Raw genomic sequence first — 17,460 nt, forward strand, 5'->3', positions numbered from 1 at the left:
AATTGTACAAAAGACAAGTTAAAAATCAAAAACTTTTCTACTTAACTTATTTGTAATCAGATTGTAATGTTTTTTTTCTAGTCTGAATTAGACTAATCTGTATAATCTAGTATCTTTATGCTCAGACAATAGCAAAAAGTTTACCTCATGATTTTTAATTTTACCTTATTGAATCCTACTTCAATATCATTCATCTACCTTGCATTTGTTGACGATCAACAACAGCAACTTCTTATTAAAACTCCTTTAAAAATTATTCCTGCTCAATGGGACGAGGAGAAACAGCGCCCTACTAATATTTATCTAAAAAACTTTAAAAAGCTAAATACAAAGCTGGATGCACTGAAGATTGCAATAGCTACTTATCTCTCTGACTTAAAGTCGAGTAAAAAGGATTTTTCTATTCGGGCAGTCAATCGCTTAGTCAAAAAATGCTGCTCAGAGGCGACGCCTTCTCTTCCAGCAGGTGGATTGCTACAAAGCGTAGACAATTTTATCAAAAGCCGAATTCACCTCATTACTTCAACCACACACAAACGCTACCTCGTGTTTTTTCGTTTATTAAAACGTTTTGAGGGGTATCAGCAAAAACATCTGATGTTGGATCAGGTGAACGGTATTTTTGTACAGCAATTTATTGCTTATGGTGAAGCCGAAAACTACAGTGTAAGCACCATACACCGCACGATACATTTTGTGCGCACAGTGCTTAATTTTTTAGAAAAAAGAGGGGTGCGAACTTTTGTTTATGAGTTAGAACTGCCCAAGGTCAAAAAAATAAATCGTGCTATAAGCCTCAGTGAAGATGAAATTAGCAAAATAAAAAATATAGAAGTGCCAGTCCATCTGAAGGCTGCAAAAGACTGGCTGGTAATCAGTTGTTACACCGGCCAGCGTGTGTCCGATTTTATGAATTTCAATCTGGATATGATGGAGATTCTGGACGGCAAGCCCTGTTTATCCTTCACCCAACAGAAAACACAGAAAAGCATTTTACTTCCACTTCATCCTACGGCATTAATTATTATGTCGAATAATGGGCATCGCTTCCCCCATAAAATGACTGCTCAAAAATATAATGAGCAGATCAAGGAAGTGACACGTCTTGCAGGTATTACCACACTGGTAAAAGTCAGGAAACGGAACGGATTCCGTTCCTCAGACCAGCTTATTCCAAAATGTGAAGCGATTACCAGCCATATCGGCCGTAGGAGTTTTGCCACAAATTTTTATGGTAAAATTCCTACAGCATTGTTGATGGATGCGACTGGACATAGTACAGAACAGATGTTTCAGCGGTATATCAGCAATGTGGATACCGAACGTACCCGATCACTAGGGACTTACCTGGAAAACATATATCAAAATCGGAGCAGACCGCAACAGCAACCACTGAGCAGCTAGTTTTACAATTTGTTTTTCAAAGATGGTTCAAGAGCATCTTTGTGAAGCATCAAGGCTGTGCTTTTATAGCGTACATATTCTTTCGTGAGGTAGACAAAGCCCTGAAAGGCATTTCCCCTGCCCCAAGAATTCTTGGCTATATAGTATTCTTTTCCGTTTTGATCTTTTACTAAGCCAATAATATGTAACGCATGATCATCTGTTGTTTGCCATGCATCGAATGCGCTTTGGCGCTCCATAGCATCAACTTTACGTTCAGGTTGTGGCCTGACGAATTGCGTCTTCTTTTCTTCCGATGTCATGTCCGATGCCGACTTTTGGGGAACATACGCGATGCCATAAGGCCAGGAAAAACCAGGTTCCGAAATGTCAACTGTACACGCTACAGTAAAGCCCTTTTTTAAAGCCTGATCAATAACAGCTGTTAGTTCTTCCATTGGTAAGTTATAAAACTGACTGAAAGACCAATTGTCGGGAATCAAAAAAACAAATGGTTTGTAGTAGGGCGCAGTGGTTACAGAAGCGATATGAATATATTGATCTGGATCGATGCCTATCACCTGATCAGCAAAACTAAGTGCTGTATACGATTTACCCTGATAATCAAAATTAACGGGAACTTTGCCCAGATAGTCATTCATTAGCACCTCCACATCTTGTTCCCAGCTCTTTTTCAGCTCCCTGCTTTTTAACATATTGGATAGTCTACTGTTGAGTACAGCCCGCAGGCCCTTGAAGTTGCTCGAGCTTTTACCCGCTTTAATTCCCGTGTAGGCAGCTCTAGGCATTGCCCCATGAAAGCGCAGTATCTGCATGACATCGTGAAGCTGTCCGCCCTCATTTAATTTTAGGCCACCGTGCAGGCGCAGGTAGTTTCTCGCTCGTTCAAGATAAGCCTTCCTGACGGTATATAGCGGCGAAATCGCTACAGGATCTCTACCCATTCGGATCATTTCTGATTCGAGAAAAGAATTCCCGGTATAAGACCAACAGGTATTGGAAGCTCCCTGGTTCTTCACTGTTGTGCTTTTCAATCGGATCAACTCCGTAAAAACAAACTCCGACTTGAGCAACTTTATATTTTTCGGATAATAATATCTATAAAGTATGGCTACGGCTGCCAATATAGCAACGATGAATGCTAAAATAATCCAATTCTTTTTTTTCATGCTAATCTACCTCCGCAAATAACGGCCGTAAAGCCGGGCAACAGTTTCTTCATAGCCCAATAAAACAATAGTCCCAACAGTATAACAATAGCTGGGCAGAGAAAATACAAAAACAGCAGCGTAGCATCCGTTTGCGGTCTAATCTGGTTAAATAAGAATTTGATAATAAAAACCAATGGCAAACGGTGGTAAGCAAATATAAAAAAGCTGGCGCTGGCCAAAAAGTAATTGGGCCGCCAGCGTCCCTTTTCGATAAAGCAGGCGGTTACTGCAACCACGCTTATTAAGCCTGCCAATACACTGGCACAGTAGCTATAGCTCCACCAGTCTTCGCCCAAACTATAAAATGCCGATACGAGCAGCAGGATATAACATGGAATTGGCCAGGGCAAGAAAGACTTCATGAGGAGTACAAAATTCTTCTTATGCAAACTAAAGTAAGCCCCTGCCGAAAAGAAAAAGAAAGCAACCGTACTCCAACCAGGCAGATAAAAATAGGGATTGCAGACCCAGATGACGCCTATTACCAGCACTGCGAATAGGTGTAAGTTTTTAATTAAAATATAAACGATGGGCGACAGGACCACAAGCACCATGAGATCACGGATAAACCAAAAAGGTGAATTGATGGGTAAGTTTTTTGTTGCCTGGACATGGATATGCGAAGTATCCCAAAAAGACCAAAGCCAATCTGATATACTGTACTGAACAATTGGCTTATTGGCGCCCGATAAAAGTCCACTGAAAAAAGTCTGTGCCAGAAAGAAAAAAAGCAGTACTGCGAAGTTCCAAAAAATGTAAGGAATAAACAGACTGTGCAGCCTGCTCTTTAATTTTTTGAGATAGACCTCAAACGTGAAGGACTCCGTACGATAAAAAAAAAGAAAGCCTGAGATAAAAAAGAAAAGCGGCACACAGACTTCGAAGACGAGCTTCGAAAACAAGAAGAAAATGTGTGCGAAAACAGGAAAATGGAGCGTATTAACCTGTTTTGAACCTTGAATGACGATATTCGAAAAATCAGTATGAATAAATACGACCCCTACGATCAGGGGGAAGCGGAGAAAATCGATAGTTTTCGACAAGAGCATTGCCGAAGTTAACGAAGAAGAATGATCTCTTTCCATGGATTGGATTTGGCTATCTTGCTTAGTATCGTTAAATTAAGCATTTTAAACAAATTTTCTTCCTTTTTTCATTAAAAAGAAAGCCGATACGGAATTTAACTTCCCTATTTCCCTTCTGGAATTCGATTGTCGCTTTCTTCCTCTTTACCCTCAGCAATCATCTCATTGACATCCGCCATATCACCAGCTTCCAAATGTTCAATATCTTCCGCCTGTTCTTCGGAATAGCGATCGATAAAAAATGTACAGCCCATTGGAAAATGGTCGGACCCAACTGATGGATAGATAAATAGCTTGTCAATAAATACGGTCGGACTATGAAACAACAGATCCAGCGGCACTCTGAAAAACCAATAGTTGGCATGAAAGGTAGAAAGAATGCCACGTCCGATTCGTGCATCGATCAATCTGCTGGTTTTTTTGAACAAAAGGGAAGATTTGGCCCAGGCCACATTATTAAAATCTCCTGTGACAACTACGGGCATTTTATAATCGCGCACCCGTTTAGCCACACTGAGCAGATCGCCATCCCTTTCTTTGGAAGTTTCCTCTTCGGTCGGACTCGGCGGCGGCGGGTGAACGGCAAAAAAGACAAAACGATGCCCATCGGCAGTTTCCAGTTCAGCTTCAATACTGGGAATATCATCGGCTACAAAATAATGCACCTCACATTTGTTGATCTTCAGATTGGTATAAAAATGCATGCCGTAGGTATTGTCCAGCGTTACCTTCTCAAAATTGGGATAATCCTTTTCCAGTACACGCAAGGCTTTTTCCCATGCGGCGTCACTTTCCATTGTCAAAAAGATATTTGGCTGTTCTTTTTGAATCAGGCCAATAAAGCGGTCATAAGCCGTATTGAATTGCAGCACATTACAAGAGATCACTTTGATACTATCAGATGCATCCTTGCCCTTTTCATATTTTTCGCGACGCCAAAATTTGGTATAGCGGATCAATATATAGGCATGGTATACAATCAGCGCCAGCTGTACACCTTGCAAGTACCAGATCCAAGAATCTTTCCCCACGAGATAAAAACCCAATGCCAATGCTGGCAGCTGAAATACCAGCAGCTGCAGCTTCACAAATTCAGCTACCCGAAAGATCCAATGTTGGCTTTGGATAAAGGGTAATACACTCAGTAGAATTAATATCCCTGAAAAGACAGTATAGAAAATCAGCATATCGTTAGGGCTAACATTTTAAACAAACTTAAACAAATTACGCTTATTTTCAACAGACCATCGTCTGCGATTACTCCTCAGCTATTCAATTTCGCATCTGAACCTTCCTGATAATCCACCCTTGTCCTGGCTAGTGCATTCGGGAAGTTTATGTGGATATACGCTATCATTTCCTCGCGGATAAAACAGCGCAGGTCAAAAGCCTGCCCCGAATTGCGGCAGCTCATCAGGCAGCGGACCTCCATGGTACGCTCTTTAAAATCAGTCACCTGAAGCACGTTTACTTGACCGTCCCAAAGCGGATGTCCGGTGAGTAAGGCCGTCAGTTTCTCACGCAATAGCTGGACAGGTACTGTAAAATCTGTATAGATAAATACGGTGCCTAATATCTCCGAAGTCGTGCGCGTCCAATTTTGGAACGGCTTTTCGATAAAATAAGTAATGGGCAGTACCAAGCGGCGTTTGTCCCAGATATTGACGACCACGTAGGTCAGATTAATTTCCTCCACACGCCCCCATTCCCCTTCTACCACCAGTACGTCATCCATACGTATAGGTTGTGTAAAAGCAATCTGAAAGCCAGCGAGGAGATTTCCCAAAGACTTCTGTGCAGCAAAACCGATGATAATTCCGCCCACCCCCACGCCTGTGAGCAATCCGGCGCCGATCTTTTGCATACTATCAAAGCTTAATAGGATAATCGCCAAAGAAATCACGATGATCAGGGTAACCACCACTTTCCGGATAAAGACGATTTGCGTCCTGATCTTTCGTTCGCGCAGGTTATTCTCCTTGTTAATATCAAAACGATGATAGAGATAATCTTCAAAAACCTTAATACCCTGTATCAGCACAATGGCAAAAAAGCTGACCAACAAAAGCTCGTTGGTTTTGCTGACCACGCGGAGTGTCCTTTCGTTAAATTGGGCAAAGGGCAGCAGACTATTGAAAACAATCAATGGGATAAACACACTCAGCACACGATTAAAGCGCCTAATAAAGGAACGGAAAAGGGAGTAGGATTCCTGTTGGATGGCCTGACGCCGTAGTAGGGGAATAAATATGAGTTTAATCAGGATACCGATCAAAAATGAAAAGAGGATTAATGCAATATTCCAGAGCCAAGCGGGCCAGGTCTGTGAAAGTTGAATTAATGTTTCGTTCATCATATTGTTCTTTCTTTATGTTTACGACTATATCTCATTAAAGTATAACTGCCATGAAGGTCTAACGTTTGTTTTATTTTGAGAAAAATCGGTTGAAAGGATAACTAAGAATATTTTTATGCATGTTGCTAAACATAGACGAGCATTTACCTCTCCAAAAAATGCGATCTGAAATAAAATTTTACGCCTTCCACACAATTAAAACCACACAAATACGTCATTATTCAATACAGAACAAGTAAAAAAATCAAATAAAACACCCATTTATCACAAAAAAATAGATATTAAAACAATAAAAAATAGAATATTGATAAAAAAATACAAAATAAACGACAGATAGAACTAAAATATCAACAAAAACCATTTATTATTTAAAAAATCAGATTAAAAACAGATTAAAATTACAAACACAACAAAAAAAACCATATATTTACATCACCTTGATAGGTTTATAATTGGTTATTTGAAGGTTTTCATTCTCCCCGAGTGAAAACCTTTTTTTATTTTATATTTAATCCTCAACTCTTAGCTTAAATTCTCAGTATCTACATATCCTACTCCTGATGAATAGCCTTTTGGTATGTTTTTTGAGCCTAAAGAGCCAATTACAAACAGATAACTGGCTTTATATAGCATGCTTCATTTAAACATACTATAAAAAAGGTATTTACCGTTTATAATAAAGTTTAAAGCGTAGGAATTTCAAACTTTCCAAGAAAATTAAACCAAACACTGATAAAAAAAATGAGCAAGAAAAAAGACAATTCTAGATGGCTGAATGTGGCCATATCCTGGGGAGCGAGTATCGTCATCATCGGGGTACTATTTAAGATTCTCCATATCGGCGGCACAACAGCCAACTATATGATCGGAATCGGTTTAGGTGTAGAAGCCTTCCTTTTCTTTTTAATGGGTTTCAACCCGCCAGCACCGGAACCGGACTGGACCCGCGTTTATCCTGAATTGGACGACAATTTTAATGGAGAACTTCCACAAAGAGGAAAAACTGTGGTTGCTCAACCCGCTGGCCCATCGGCCACTGCAGCTTTGGACAAAATGTTTGCCGATGCCAATATTGAACCCGCAAGCATTGAAAACCTCGGTCGTGGTCTGCGTGATTTCAGTGAAAAGGTATCAGCTATCAATAAACTGTCTGATGTTTCATTAGCAACAGAGGAATTTACGAATAAGCTCAGAACAGCGACTTCCAAATTTGACAACCTAAGTCTCGCTTTCGAAAAAGCTTCGCAAAACCTCGTCGCCATGTCGAACACCTCAGGTGATACATCCAACTACCACGAGCAGGTAAAAAGTCTGACGACCAATCTAAGTCAATTAAATGCGATGTATGAGCGTGAGTTACGCGATTCAGCCTCACATTTACAATCGATGAACAAGTTTTATGAGAACCTAAGCTTTACCATGCAGAACTTCAACGAATCGCTGGATGATTCCAAAGCATTTAAAGATGAAGTGGGCAAGCTAGCGAAAAACCTCAATGCCTTGAATGCCATCTATGGCAATATGTTGAGCGCGATGAATCAACCGCGTGTGTAATTAATTCTTGTATTACTTAAATCAAAAACAATGGCATTAGGAAGAGAAACTCCAAGACAAAGGATGATTGGCATCCTCTATCTGGTCTTGCTCGCCTTATTGGCGCTCAATGTACCGGATTCCATCTTGGATGCATTCAAAAATATCAACAACAGTCTCGAAACATCCAAGTCGAATGTCAGCACGGCCGTTCAGCAGCTGTTCACCGCATTCGAAAACACCAAATTAAAGGAAGAGCCCGCACGTGCCAAGCCCATTTATGACAAGGCTAAAAAAGCACAGGCTATTATAGGGGAACTCAATCAATATATCGCTTCATTAAAAGAAGAGTTCGTTAAACAAGGCGGTGGCTATGATGAAGAAAAGGGCGATCTGGCTCAACGTGAAAACGAAGACATCTCCCCCAATCTGATGATCAACGAGAAAAAGGGTACGCTCTTAAAAGACAAAATCAATACCACGCGTACCAAACTATTGGCCCTACTGACACCTGAAGAACAAAAAATGGTTTCATTCTCTTTGGAGGCGAAAGATCCGGAGAAGGCTGTAAACGGCAAAAAATCCTGGGAGGAAATTAATTTTGGCAGTGGTACACCTTTGACCGCAGCCATGACAATTTTGACCAAAATACAGACTGACGCGCAAAACGCAGAATCTGATGTGGTCAAGCTGATCTTAGGAAAAATGGATCAGGCCGTCGTGAATCTGGATAAATTTGCAGCAGTTGCTGTAGCTCCGACTTCTTACTTGGTACAAGGTCAACCTTACAAAGCCGAGGTATTTCTGACGGCGTCCGATTCCAAATCTGAACCGGCCATTTCAGTTAATGGTTCATCGCTTCAGGTGGTGGATGGAAAAGGTGTTTATTCAGTCAATACAAGTCGTGAAGGTATCTATACCTGGACCGGTGTGATCAAAGTAAAACAAACCGACGGATCATATAAAGAATATCGGACACCTGTACAAACCTATCAAGTCGCGCGTCCTTCGGCTGTCGTATCGCCAGACAAAATGAATGTACTGTATATTGGTGTAAACAATCCGATATCGGTGTCAGCTCCGGGTACATCCACCGATAAAATCCGTGTCAGCATGAGTGGCGGTAGTATTTCCAGCGCCGGAGGCGGTAAATATAACGTGAAAGTAAGTTCTCCGGGTACTGCACATATCTCGGTTTCGGCTGAGGTTGCGCCAGGAAAAACACAAACCTTGAGTTCGACAGAATTCCGTGTGAAACGCATTCCTGATCCGATTGCCAAGTTTGCTGGCAAAACAGGTGGATCAATGGCTACCGTAGCATTGAAAGCGCAAAATGCTCTTTTTGCAAAACTGGATAATTTTGACTTTGATGCAACTTTTAGGGTAACCAAATTTACGATGATTATTGCCAAGCCGCGTGCAGATGCTATTGTGTTATCGACTTCTGGAGGCCAGTTAAGCTCAAGCATGTCTTCAGCCCTTAATGGCATTGTACCGGGCACACGCGTGATCTTCGACAATATCGTTGCTGTAGGTCCTGATGGAACATCTAGACAGCTCAATGCAGTTGCTTTGACGGCCAATTAATATAATCCTATAGCTATCCTATAGAAGAAAGCCCCTGAATAGAAACAGGGGCTTTGTTTTTTGTGATCATTCGCCCCTCATATTTGTCATTCACCTCTAAATTTACAGCTGTAACTACCAATAAAATTCCATTTCTTTAAAAATAAATCATTATATTCAATAAAATAAACCATAGTTAAAAACCAACAAAAGAAATACGATTTGACATCTACTGTTGAGAAGACAATACAAAAAGCTTTTTCGCAAGTCCAGGAATTTTATAAGCATTACGGGCGTACCCCTGTTCGCCGGGAAATGGAAAACATCAATACGCTTGCCCGGCGCTATTTTGGTAGCTGGAACAATTTTATCCTTGCAGCTGGCCTTCAGCCCAATGTAACCAAGACAGCAGAACAAGTCAAACGCGAACTATTTTTATTACTAAACGATTTTTACAATGAGCATGCCCGTATACCTATGCGCAGGGAGTTTTCAGCGAAATCCACGAGCATCCGTAAATATTTTGGTTCATGGAACAAATTTATTGCAGCGGGAGGTTTTGATCCCAATGACCGTCGGATACCATCTATCGGAAAACTTAAAAATTCACTGGTCAAATTTTATATCAAACACCGCCGCTCTCCAACTATCGCAGATTGTCTTCATAAAAATGGGCTATATAACTATCGATCATACTTTACCCATTTTAAAGTCACTACATGGGCAGATGTGCTTGAATATGCAAGCCTAAGTTCATATTTTCGAATAACCACGATGACAGAGTCTGAAGCCAAGGAAAATGTGATCAAATTGATCAAAAAACACAAAATTAAATATTGCAAAGATTACCAACGTCTCAAACCGTATAATTATCCATCAGCTTGGTATCTTAAAGAAAAATTCGGCTGGAATAAGTTATGTTATATGGCCGGAACCAAAATCCCTGTAACCAAATTCAGTATACAAGATCATTATCTGAACCTGGCGAAAGAATTAAAGCGCCCACCAACAACCAAAGAGCTTGAGTCCAAAATGCGAGTCAGTGTGGGAGCTATGACTTGGAAAACTGGTCTTCCTCTAAACAAATTTTTACAGTCCATCGGTCTGGAGCCGGCACACCAGGCACCCCATCCGTGCAAACTGAGCAAAAAGGAACTCGCCGATCTCTATAAACGTAAAAGTATCGAACATGGCTTTGCCAACGGCATGCCTCGTTCAAAACTTCTCGAACTTACAGGCTATTCCAGAGAGGTTTACGAAAGACGATTTTTTAATATTAATGGACTACGACTGGTCTGCGGATTTAAACTAATTCCAGCAAATTGCAAAGCATATTCCGAAGAGGAGCTACGCAATATACTCAAAAAACCACGATACGCTAAAAAGCTGTAAGGGCAATTGATTTATTGGTATAGGCACCTGCTGATGCAGATGCCTAACTTCTATTTTTTTCTGAAAAAGCGATTTAACCATCGACTCAACAAAAAACTGACGAGTGTCCCGACAAGGGCAGTTAACGCACTGTACAATAGTCCGCCTACTGAAAACGACGCCCAGACGCCACAAATCGTTCCGCCAATGGTAGAAAGTTTAACGTCACTCCAGCGCATCCGCCCCTCCTTTCTTAAGAATTCCCGCAACTATTTTCTTATCCTTATCCGGATCATTACCCTGTGGGCTCTCGTTCAGCACACCTGCCGAAGCAGCTGTCTTTCCATTCGCAGATTCGTCCTTATCTTTTTCTAGGACGGACTCTACAATACCAAGCCCGAGCGCAATATATTTGACAATATTCAAGGCTTTATTTGGCAACTTTACGGGCGCCAGCAGGATCACCTGCAGGACTTTCGTAATTTTATTTAGTATTTTTTCCATTGATCTAACTTTTTTTAGTAAGACTAACCCCTAAATCTATTCTCGATAATTAAAGTCGCGCCCCCATTTTTCACCATTTCAATTATGGTCTGATACAACTGTTTATAGGCTTCGGCCGATTGATAGACACCCCAATCATCGTTGCTTTTATGAAAATAGGTTCCGACCAGCAGGCAGCCTTCCGTATCTTCATGGGTATTGCCGATATGAATATAGACGAGACTGAAATGGGAAATATTCCTAATTTCGATCATCCCATCATGCATATCTGGAAAACGCTTTTTGTAAGCAGCATTCATACTCCCCTCGAGGTTGATCCCAAGTTTGTAGGTTCCCGCGGGAATTGCTGTCCGGCCCTTTATCTTTACATCGCGTACGGTGTCTTCAAGACCATAACATTGGAATGTTCCGTTGATGTAGAGTTCGGACAGGGTACTATTATTCCCCTGCCGAACACGTTTGAGTGTCAGTTCCATACCTTACGGATTGCCATATACAAATTCATAGGTATATTCGTGCCCTGGCGTGTCCGTCAGGGTTACCCGATATTTCGCATTTTCGAAATTCGGATTATCAGCTTGCACCTGATACATCCAGGATACCCCATGGCCGTCCATGTCCTGCGCCATCCCAATTTCCAGCTCCAAGTCATTTGCATCGAAAATTCCGACCTGTACTTTCAACACTGCCATAATATCCTTCACCATAAACAAGATCTGATCCATGGCATTCCCTTGGTAACCACTATCGTCCCAACGGCGAATGACCGGTGCCGTAAAGTAATCTTTAAAAGCTACATTGAAAGCCGTCTGATTAATAGTTGCCTTGGCCTGATAGGCCGCCTTTAGGTCAGGATCCTGTATCGCTGTACGGGCATACAGCGAAGCATCGATAAAACGATTTTGTACATCAAGCTGTTTCGATGTGGGTGCCTTTTTATTTTGCGAAGTCGGACGGCGGGCAATAATCGTCTGATCACCGCGTTGCCTGAAAACAAGTAGCTTACCTATTGTACCAGATGCTCCTTGCATGATGACATTGTCTTTTGATTTAGCCATTGCGTTTGTTTTTAAATGTTAAATATTCTGTTGACTGTCACAATAAAGGGCGCCCATCATTGCCTTGACGATACAAATATGCAAGCCAAATCAAGCTATGTCAATAGCGGGAAAATGATGCGAGGAAATACGTTTAATTCTGATGGAAAACGTTTAAAAACGACGGTAGGATTTACACTCAGATCTGAACTCGGAATATGTGCAGCCGTCAGTAAATAGCGGCTATGGGTGTCAATGACTATGTTATCCTTGTGCTTAACAAGGGCTTAGAAAGGGTCATCGTTTAGTTGTTGTAGTGTGTTTCTTGTGCCAGGCTAGCGTGAAGCGTAAAATTGCCCAGATCCGGTCCACATAAAATCCGGGCAATTATATCTCCTTCGCTATTTCTGCTTTTTGGGGTTTGCCCTGATGTGGGCTGCAATCTCATTTTTAAAGTAATAATCTTTGCCGTCGAGATTGTAAATAGGGAGCTGGGCTTTGATTTGCCCCAATTTAGTGTCCCGTATATGAAGCAATGCCTTAAGATCGGTATTATCCAATATTTCCACCGCGCTATTGGCCAGGTTTTGGCTTAAATGCTGCGCTTCCGTGGCGATTACCTGCACAGCCTGTACGAGCGCGCGTAATTCGGATCTTACTTCTTCAAAAAATTTTTCCATAATCTTTGTTTATTTTGACTATCATTCGGTTTATTAATTCAGTTTAATTCACCCCTTTTGACATACGAGCAATAGACCTCCGATTCTGAACAGTCATCAGCTGTTAGCTGCATAGCTATGCGAAGTATCCGTCTGCTCATTCAAACACGTGAAGTTTCTGCCGGAGATCATTGATATAACTGCGCGTAACGGCGAATGAGCGCTGAGGGCCCTCACTCATCACAATTTTACCCTTCAAAAAGGAAATAATAAAGTTCATATTAACTAGGGTCGATTGATCCACCTGAACAAATTCGCTTGCCGGTAGAAAATCGACAATTTCTTTTATGGTCTTTTTTGCCTTTCGGGGCACTGGTTTGCCAAACCCATCCAATCTCATATTTCTTTCGAAAAAAGCCAGTTCATTTTCTCCTTTCACTTTCTGAACGAAATAAATATCACTGAACTGTACTCTTTGACAAATTTTATCGGACATTTCGATAAAGGCAAATTCAGGCTGTGGCCTAAACTTGAGATTGATCGGAACAGCCAAACGTCGAAAAGCATTTTCTAGCGCTCTACAGACCATCGGATAGGAAGCCGGTTTGGGTATAAAGTCGGCAGCATCCAAATGATATGAGCGCAGCGAAAATGCTTCGTGCTCCGTCACAAATACGATCTCAGGTCTTTTCTTCGCATCAATAGACTCATAAAGATCCATTCCATTGAGCACAGTATCCTCAGCTCTCCGATTCAGCACAATATCCATAAAGAGTACATCATACTTGCTGGAGTGGATTTTTTGCAACGCATCTTTTTTGTTATCCACAACATCAATAAGAAGATCTAAATTTGTTTTTTCTAAAAGAGTTTTTAGTTTCTCAGCATCCGGACGAAAATCATCAACGATAAGAATAGTGATAATTGGCATACTATACTATTTGGTAAAACACTTGGTTAAATCGTATTCCCTGATTTTTGGAGCAGCGTAAGCTGGACGCTAAAAATGGAATTCTGTTCGTGATATTCAATCCGGTAGGTTTCGGGCAAAACAGCATTGAATAATTCGTGCAGCAATTTATTGCCCACCCCTGTATGCCCATCTGAAGACTGTCCGCTGACGTAATTGATCATCTGGAACCGCAGCTGGCCATCCATACGGGTCCATTCCATAATAATTTTACCCCTTACACCCCGCGGACTATAGTTCAGGGCATTTTCAAACCAAGAAAGCATGCATGCGGCGATTATAGACCGGCTCCAATCAGTTGCCAAAAGAACTTCTTCCCCCTTAAATAGCACTAAGCGATCCGTAAAACAAGATGCCATTACCTGAAGCTGCGACCACTCTTCGGCGATAGAGACTTTGACTTTTCGATTGGCTGTCACTGCATTTATGTACCGAAAGAGTTTAAGTGTATCGCTACGGTGCAGCAATTTATTATACTGTACGATCTTGATCCATTCTTTCACGAAATGCATGGACAGGCGCCCGGCCAGTCTGTCTGTATCCAGCCTCATTTTTAGTAATTGAAACTTCATCCGAAATGAACAATATTTATTAATGAGGTGTACGACAGCAGCTAGTCCTATTGTCAACAGATTGCCTACCTCTATACGATTATGAAATTGCATCAACCGATAATCGGTCAGTTTACCCACAAAAGAAATGCCGTGCGCCGGTAGCCATGAATAGGTATAGTATACCCAAAAATCTATACTAAAGTAGTACCAACTGCCGGCCAATAATACGACCAGCAGCCTGCTATATAAACCACTTATTTGGAATATTTTTATGGCAAGCCAATAGAGCGCAAATGAAAATAAGTATGGTCCCGTTAAGGCCAACAGATGTCGAATTGTTAATCGATGCCATACCTGCAAATTTATTTTGAGCAGGAACATCAGCAGCAGCCCTGTCCCAATAAAAAATAAGGTATAGCTCCGCGTGAAAAACTCGGTTATTTTGGTCCGTCTATCTTCCATTATATCCTGTTAATATCTTAAGGCAATTGATCTCAGCTGTAATAGGTGTCCTATAGACACTTAAATTGCAAAAAATAAAGCATACAAAATAATATAAGCGCAATAATATTTCCTCAAAAGGAAACACACTCCTTATCAAGAAAGTATCCATCAGCTCATTTAGTTGATTTCATAATTATTACCCTTATGGCAAATCAGCTGTTTTAAGCTCAAAATATTGCCAGTTTTTTATGTCGAAAAGAAAAGTACGCTGTTGTATGCATACAGGGATCATCCATGTGGGAGTATTTCGCCAACCTACCCTCGCTTGCGCCAGATCCGGTTGATAAAAATGTATCAGGGGCCAGTTTTCCCACGCTGTCCATTCCTTCATGACGATGCAATTTACCGTCGAGTTTAATGTTCTCTCAAACCTTTTCATAAATACCGCAGATTGCTCCGCTCTTTTACAGCTCAGCTTTTTTGATAAAGCCAGATTCCACCGCCCATTATGCTCATTTTTTTCCATCAATAGAAAAGAGAGCGGGATACGAAACCGGAAAGCAAGCTGTGCTATGCTCGCATGAAAATACAGCTTACCTCCAGCAACAGGGACCTTAAACAGGGATTGCCTCCCTTTGGCGACCAAACGGTTTATCCCTTCGTCCGCATCCAGGTACACTAATATCAGGCGATTTTCATTTAAGTCGGACAAAATATTTTTGAGCACTGTGCGTCGCGATGCATCGATATACCGTAGGTGCCCTTGCTGTAACTCATTGATCTGTAACAGCTCTTGCATCGCATCGCGTTCCTTCTGGATGATTTTTGACGACGCGAGGACCGAGATTTTATAGCCTGCTGCAAGCAAATAGTGCGGTATCAGACGGTATGGGCCATAATGGAAAGAGATGACAATCCCGGTAAGATTGGTTGGCAGTATTTCCAGGCAGGCGGGATCCAGCATTTGGTCCAGTTGTGCATATTGCAGTATCTTAGCAAAAGACTTTCTGTAAGCGCTCCATTTCAGGTAGTTTATTTCAAGATCCTCTACCGTAAACTCTGGAAAAAAATTCCAAACGTTGGCGAACCAAAAAGACTTGGTCAATTGATTATTGTTCATATAAATTGTGGTCTAAAAATTAGGTTATAATTATGCAATCAGTGATTAGCATCGCCTCCAAGCAGGAAGCGATGCTGCATTCGCGTTAAGGGATCTCTACCCAGCATTTTTCATCGTCGACAACATCTCCTATTTCTGGAAATAGCTGCATCATCTGGGACATGGTCAATGCCAGATTGACGATCTGATCGCTTGTCTGTATGTTCTCGTTCATTTAAATTGAATTAAACACCGGCCTGCAACGATACGGGTCAGGCCTCTCCCGCTGGCTGTACATGCATTAAAATTGATTAGCTAACGATCAAATGTGGCTGAAATCCTTCAAAAAAAGGAAAAGAATGGTATGTTACAAAAAAAGAAAGCGAATTGACATTGATGCACTAAGAAACAAGAGAAGATGTCAGATATCCTTGTTTTTTGCATGATTTCCCCAGAAATAGGTCATCTATCATTTTTTTAGGTATCTCTCAAACCTCGATTTTACTTTTATAGACATGGATTGAGCCTTTTGTAAAACCTGATTAACCGCATATCCTATGATCAAAACATTTCATTTTATCTTGCCCAAGGTGGCCGACTTTTCTCATAAGGTAAAAGCCTTTTTGCCTGAGCTGGCCGATTCACAGGTACAGTATTATGAAGATACTGGTATTCAATTGGTAGAAGAATATATTGACTACCATAGCGTCATATTCTATCGCGTGCAGGCCCAGGTAAATAAAACCTTTCAAATGTCAGTGAAAACCACTAAATCAGACTATCATTTGTTATATAATAAGCAATCCCCTTCGCCCCTTGTACTGACCCATACCACCAATAGTAGCCAAGCGCAGCTGCCCTCGGGGTGTGCTCGTTATGTTTATATTTCCAAAGGGAAGTTGCAAACTGATCTTGTACCGGGAGACTACCTTATTTATGGTGTTCTGGTCGATATAGGTTTTATTCGATCAGCCATATTTAAAGAAGATCACTTTCTATTTAAATTTAGCAGAGCACATCTACACGACAAGAAACGGCTCTACCAAAGTGCAATATGGCCAATCAAAGAAAAGACAAGCTATCAGCTTTCAAGAATTGAAGAGCATTTTTTCACTTATCATAAAGACAACGAAGCTATGGTTGTAAAACTTGTCTATGACCTATTTGATATCGCCATTTATAAAAATTTTGAACACTATGAAAAGATAGATCCTGAACAATTCCTGGCGGAAAGGGCCAAACAAATGATCAGGGATCAGGTGATGCAGACTTTTAGTAGCAGTTCGATACAGGCTATTGCCGACCAGCTGCAGATCGACATCAGTAAATTGGATAAGTTATACAAAACCGTCTACGGTGAGACTCCCAGACAAACGTGGAATACGCTCATAATTCAAAAAGCAAAAGATTTACTTCTTGCAGGGTATTCTGTCAAGGAAGTTTCAAACTACTGCGGCTATGGGCAACAGCAAAATTTTTCGACTTTTTTTCGAAAACAGACGGGAATCTGTCCGAGTGCTTATAAATAAAGAAACATCCCTATCCATCCCCCATATTCCACAAAAAATCATACAACTACGTACCTACAAGTCATACATCCAAGGCAGTTTACTGCGCTAACTTTGGTAAAAGATAACAGATCGGAGGACAGGGAGATGCCCGGCCGG

Annotated in this window: 17 protein-coding genes; 5 read left to right on the forward strand and 12 right to left on the reverse strand. The window is 41.2% G+C overall.

Features of this window, described 5'->3' with window-relative positions:
- Window positions 1-147 precede the first annotated feature (147 nt).
- On the forward strand, window positions 148-1,404 hold the full coding sequence (locus BGP15_RS03300) for a tyrosine-type recombinase/integrase (protein WP_286768665.1): 1,257 nt from the start codon (window positions 148-150) through the stop codon (window positions 1,402-1,404).
- A gap of 2 nt (window positions 1,405-1,406) precedes the next feature.
- On the opposite strand, the gene BGP15_RS03305 is transcribed toward BGP15_RS03300, so the two are convergent.
- From BGP15_RS03305 to BGP15_RS03320, 4 genes are all read right to left on the reverse strand, one after another.
- Window positions 1,407-2,573 (reverse strand): C1 family peptidase, encoded by a 1,167-nt coding sequence (locus BGP15_RS03305; protein WP_286768666.1) that lies wholly within the window; start codon window positions 2,571-2,573, stop codon window positions 1,407-1,409.
- Window positions 2,570-3,700, reverse strand: a complete 1,131-nt coding sequence (locus tag BGP15_RS03310) for an acyltransferase family protein (protein ID WP_286768667.1) — start codon at window positions 3,698-3,700, stop codon at window positions 2,570-2,572. Before BGP15_RS03310 ends, BGP15_RS03305 begins: the two co-directional genes overlap by 4 nt.
- A gap of 104 nt (window positions 3,701-3,804) precedes the next feature.
- Window positions 3,805-4,887 (reverse strand): endonuclease/exonuclease/phosphatase family protein, encoded by a 1,083-nt coding sequence (locus tag BGP15_RS03315; RefSeq protein ID WP_286768668.1) that lies wholly within the window; start codon window positions 4,885-4,887, stop codon window positions 3,805-3,807.
- A 77-nt stretch (window positions 4,888-4,964) separates the two neighbouring features.
- Window positions 4,965-6,056 carry a mechanosensitive ion channel family protein gene (locus tag BGP15_RS03320; RefSeq protein WP_286768669.1) on the reverse strand — a complete coding sequence of 364 codons (1,092 nt, stop codon included), beginning with the start codon at window positions 6,054-6,056 and terminating at the stop codon, window positions 4,965-4,967.
- 741 nt (window positions 6,057-6,797) lie between these two features.
- Between BGP15_RS03320 and porL the strand changes: the two genes are divergently transcribed.
- The 3 genes from porL (at window position 6,798) to BGP15_RS03335 (ending at window position 10,547) form a co-directional block, all read left to right on the forward strand.
- The gene (gene porL / locus BGP15_RS03325; RefSeq protein WP_046673819.1) at window positions 6,798-7,610 is read left to right on the forward strand and encodes a type IX secretion system motor protein PorL/GldL; all 813 of its coding nucleotides are present in this window, start codon (window positions 6,798-6,800) and stop codon (window positions 7,608-7,610) included.
- A gap of 30 nt (window positions 7,611-7,640) precedes the next feature.
- Window positions 7,641-9,176 carry a type IX secretion system motor protein PorM/GldM gene (gene porM, locus BGP15_RS03330; protein WP_286768670.1) on the forward strand — a complete coding sequence of 512 codons (1,536 nt, stop codon included), beginning with the start codon at window positions 7,641-7,643 and terminating at the stop codon, window positions 9,174-9,176.
- Between the two features lie 201 nt (window positions 9,177-9,377).
- Complete coding sequence (locus BGP15_RS03335; protein WP_286768671.1) at window positions 9,378-10,547, forward strand: homing endonuclease associated repeat-containing protein; 1,170 nt, start codon at window positions 9,378-9,380, stop codon at window positions 10,545-10,547.
- Between the two features lie 204 nt (window positions 10,548-10,751).
- On the opposite strand, the gene BGP15_RS03340 is transcribed toward BGP15_RS03335, so the two are convergent.
- From BGP15_RS03340 to BGP15_RS03375, 8 genes are all read right to left on the reverse strand, one after another.
- Complete coding sequence (locus tag BGP15_RS03340) at window positions 10,752-11,030, reverse strand: hypothetical protein (RefSeq protein WP_286768672.1); 279 nt, start codon at window positions 11,028-11,030, stop codon at window positions 10,752-10,754.
- Window positions 11,031-11,053: 23 nt separating this feature from the next.
- Window positions 11,054-11,506, reverse strand: a complete 453-nt coding sequence (locus BGP15_RS03345) for a DUF5675 family protein (RefSeq protein ID WP_286768673.1) — start codon at window positions 11,504-11,506, stop codon at window positions 11,054-11,056.
- A 3-nt stretch (window positions 11,507-11,509) separates the two neighbouring features.
- Complete coding sequence (locus BGP15_RS03350) at window positions 11,510-12,088, reverse strand: hypothetical protein (RefSeq protein WP_286768674.1); 579 nt, start codon at window positions 12,086-12,088, stop codon at window positions 11,510-11,512.
- A 380-nt stretch (window positions 12,089-12,468) separates the two neighbouring features.
- Window positions 12,469-12,747 (reverse strand): hypothetical protein, encoded by a 279-nt coding sequence (locus BGP15_RS03355; RefSeq protein WP_286768675.1) that lies wholly within the window; start codon window positions 12,745-12,747, stop codon window positions 12,469-12,471.
- A gap of 136 nt (window positions 12,748-12,883) precedes the next feature.
- On the reverse strand, window positions 12,884-13,657 hold the full coding sequence (locus tag BGP15_RS03360) for a LytR/AlgR family response regulator transcription factor (protein WP_286768676.1): 774 nt from the start codon (window positions 13,655-13,657) through the stop codon (window positions 12,884-12,886).
- 26 nt (window positions 13,658-13,683) lie between these two features.
- A complete protein-coding gene (locus BGP15_RS03365) occupies window positions 13,684-14,712 on the reverse strand; it encodes a hypothetical protein (RefSeq protein ID WP_286768677.1) in 1,029 nt (342 codons plus the stop codon).
- Window positions 14,713-14,896: 184 nt separating this feature from the next.
- Window positions 14,897-15,814: a hypothetical protein gene (locus BGP15_RS03370; protein ID WP_286768678.1), complete on the reverse strand. Its 918-nt coding sequence runs from the start codon at window positions 15,812-15,814 to the stop codon at window positions 14,897-14,899.
- 85 nt (window positions 15,815-15,899) lie between these two features.
- Window positions 15,900-16,028, reverse strand: coding sequence for a hypothetical protein (locus BGP15_RS03375; protein ID WP_286768679.1), 129 nt, complete (start codon window positions 16,026-16,028; stop codon window positions 15,900-15,902).
- 322 nt (window positions 16,029-16,350) lie between these two features.
- Here BGP15_RS03375 and BGP15_RS03380 point away from each other — a divergent pair, with 322 nt between their 5' ends.
- Window positions 16,351-17,322, forward strand: a complete 972-nt coding sequence (locus BGP15_RS03380; protein WP_286768680.1) for a helix-turn-helix domain-containing protein — start codon at window positions 16,351-16,353, stop codon at window positions 17,320-17,322.
- Window positions 17,323-17,460 lie beyond the last annotated feature (138 nt).

It is taken from the genome of Sphingobacterium sp. 40-24, assembly GCF_001899705.1.
Taxonomy (GTDB): domain Bacteria; phylum Bacteroidota; class Bacteroidia; order Sphingobacteriales; family Sphingobacteriaceae; genus Sphingobacterium; species Sphingobacterium multivorum.

What these genes read in the sequence shown, in the direction of transcription:
- BGP15_RS03305 (WP_286768666.1), bottom strand. Translation starts at nt 2,573, where the DNA reads ATGAAAAAAAAGAATTGGATTATTTTAGCATTCATCGTTGCTATATTG.
- BGP15_RS03350 (WP_286768674.1), bottom strand. Translation starts at nt 12,088, where the DNA reads ATGGCTAAATCAAAAGACAATGTCATCATGCAAGGAGCATCTGGTACA.
- BGP15_RS03380 (WP_286768680.1), top strand. Translation starts at nt 16,351, where the DNA reads ATGATCAAAACATTTCATTTTATCTTGCCCAAGGTGGCCGACTTTTCT.
- BGP15_RS03315 (WP_286768668.1), bottom strand. Translation starts at nt 4,887, where the DNA reads ATGCTGATTTTCTATACTGTCTTTTCAGGGATATTAATTCTACTGAGT.
- BGP15_RS03355 (WP_286768675.1), bottom strand. Translation starts at nt 12,747, where the DNA reads ATGGAAAAATTTTTTGAAGAAGTAAGATCCGAATTACGCGCGCTCGTA.
- BGP15_RS03310 (WP_286768667.1), bottom strand. Translation starts at nt 3,700, where the DNA reads ATGGAAAGAGATCATTCTTCTTCGTTAACTTCGGCAATGCTCTTGTCG.
- BGP15_RS03360 (WP_286768676.1), bottom strand. Translation starts at nt 13,657, where the DNA reads ATGCCAATTATCACTATTCTTATCGTTGATGATTTTCGTCCGGATGCT.
- BGP15_RS03340 (WP_286768672.1), bottom strand. Translation starts at nt 11,030, where the DNA reads ATGGAAAAAATACTAAATAAAATTACGAAAGTCCTGCAGGTGATCCTG.
- porM (WP_286768670.1), top strand. Translation starts at nt 7,641, where the DNA reads ATGGCATTAGGAAGAGAAACTCCAAGACAAAGGATGATTGGCATCCTC.
- porL (WP_046673819.1), top strand. Translation starts at nt 6,798, where the DNA reads ATGAGCAAGAAAAAAGACAATTCTAGATGGCTGAATGTGGCCATATCC.
- BGP15_RS03300 (WP_286768665.1), top strand. Translation starts at nt 148, where the DNA reads ATGATTTTTAATTTTACCTTATTGAATCCTACTTCAATATCATTCATC.
- BGP15_RS03345 (WP_286768673.1), bottom strand. Translation starts at nt 11,506, where the DNA reads ATGGAACTGACACTCAAACGTGTTCGGCAGGGGAATAATAGTACCCTG.
- BGP15_RS03365 (WP_286768677.1), bottom strand. Translation starts at nt 14,712, where the DNA reads ATGGAAGATAGACGGACCAAAATAACCGAGTTTTTCACGCGGAGCTAT.
- BGP15_RS03370 (WP_286768678.1), bottom strand. Translation starts at nt 15,814, where the DNA reads ATGAACAATAATCAATTGACCAAGTCTTTTTGGTTCGCCAACGTTTGG.
- BGP15_RS03375 (WP_286768679.1), bottom strand. Translation starts at nt 16,028, where the DNA reads ATGAACGAGAACATACAGACAAGCGATCAGATCGTCAATCTGGCATTG.
- BGP15_RS03320 (WP_286768669.1), bottom strand. Translation starts at nt 6,056, where the DNA reads ATGATGAACGAAACATTAATTCAACTTTCACAGACCTGGCCCGCTTGG.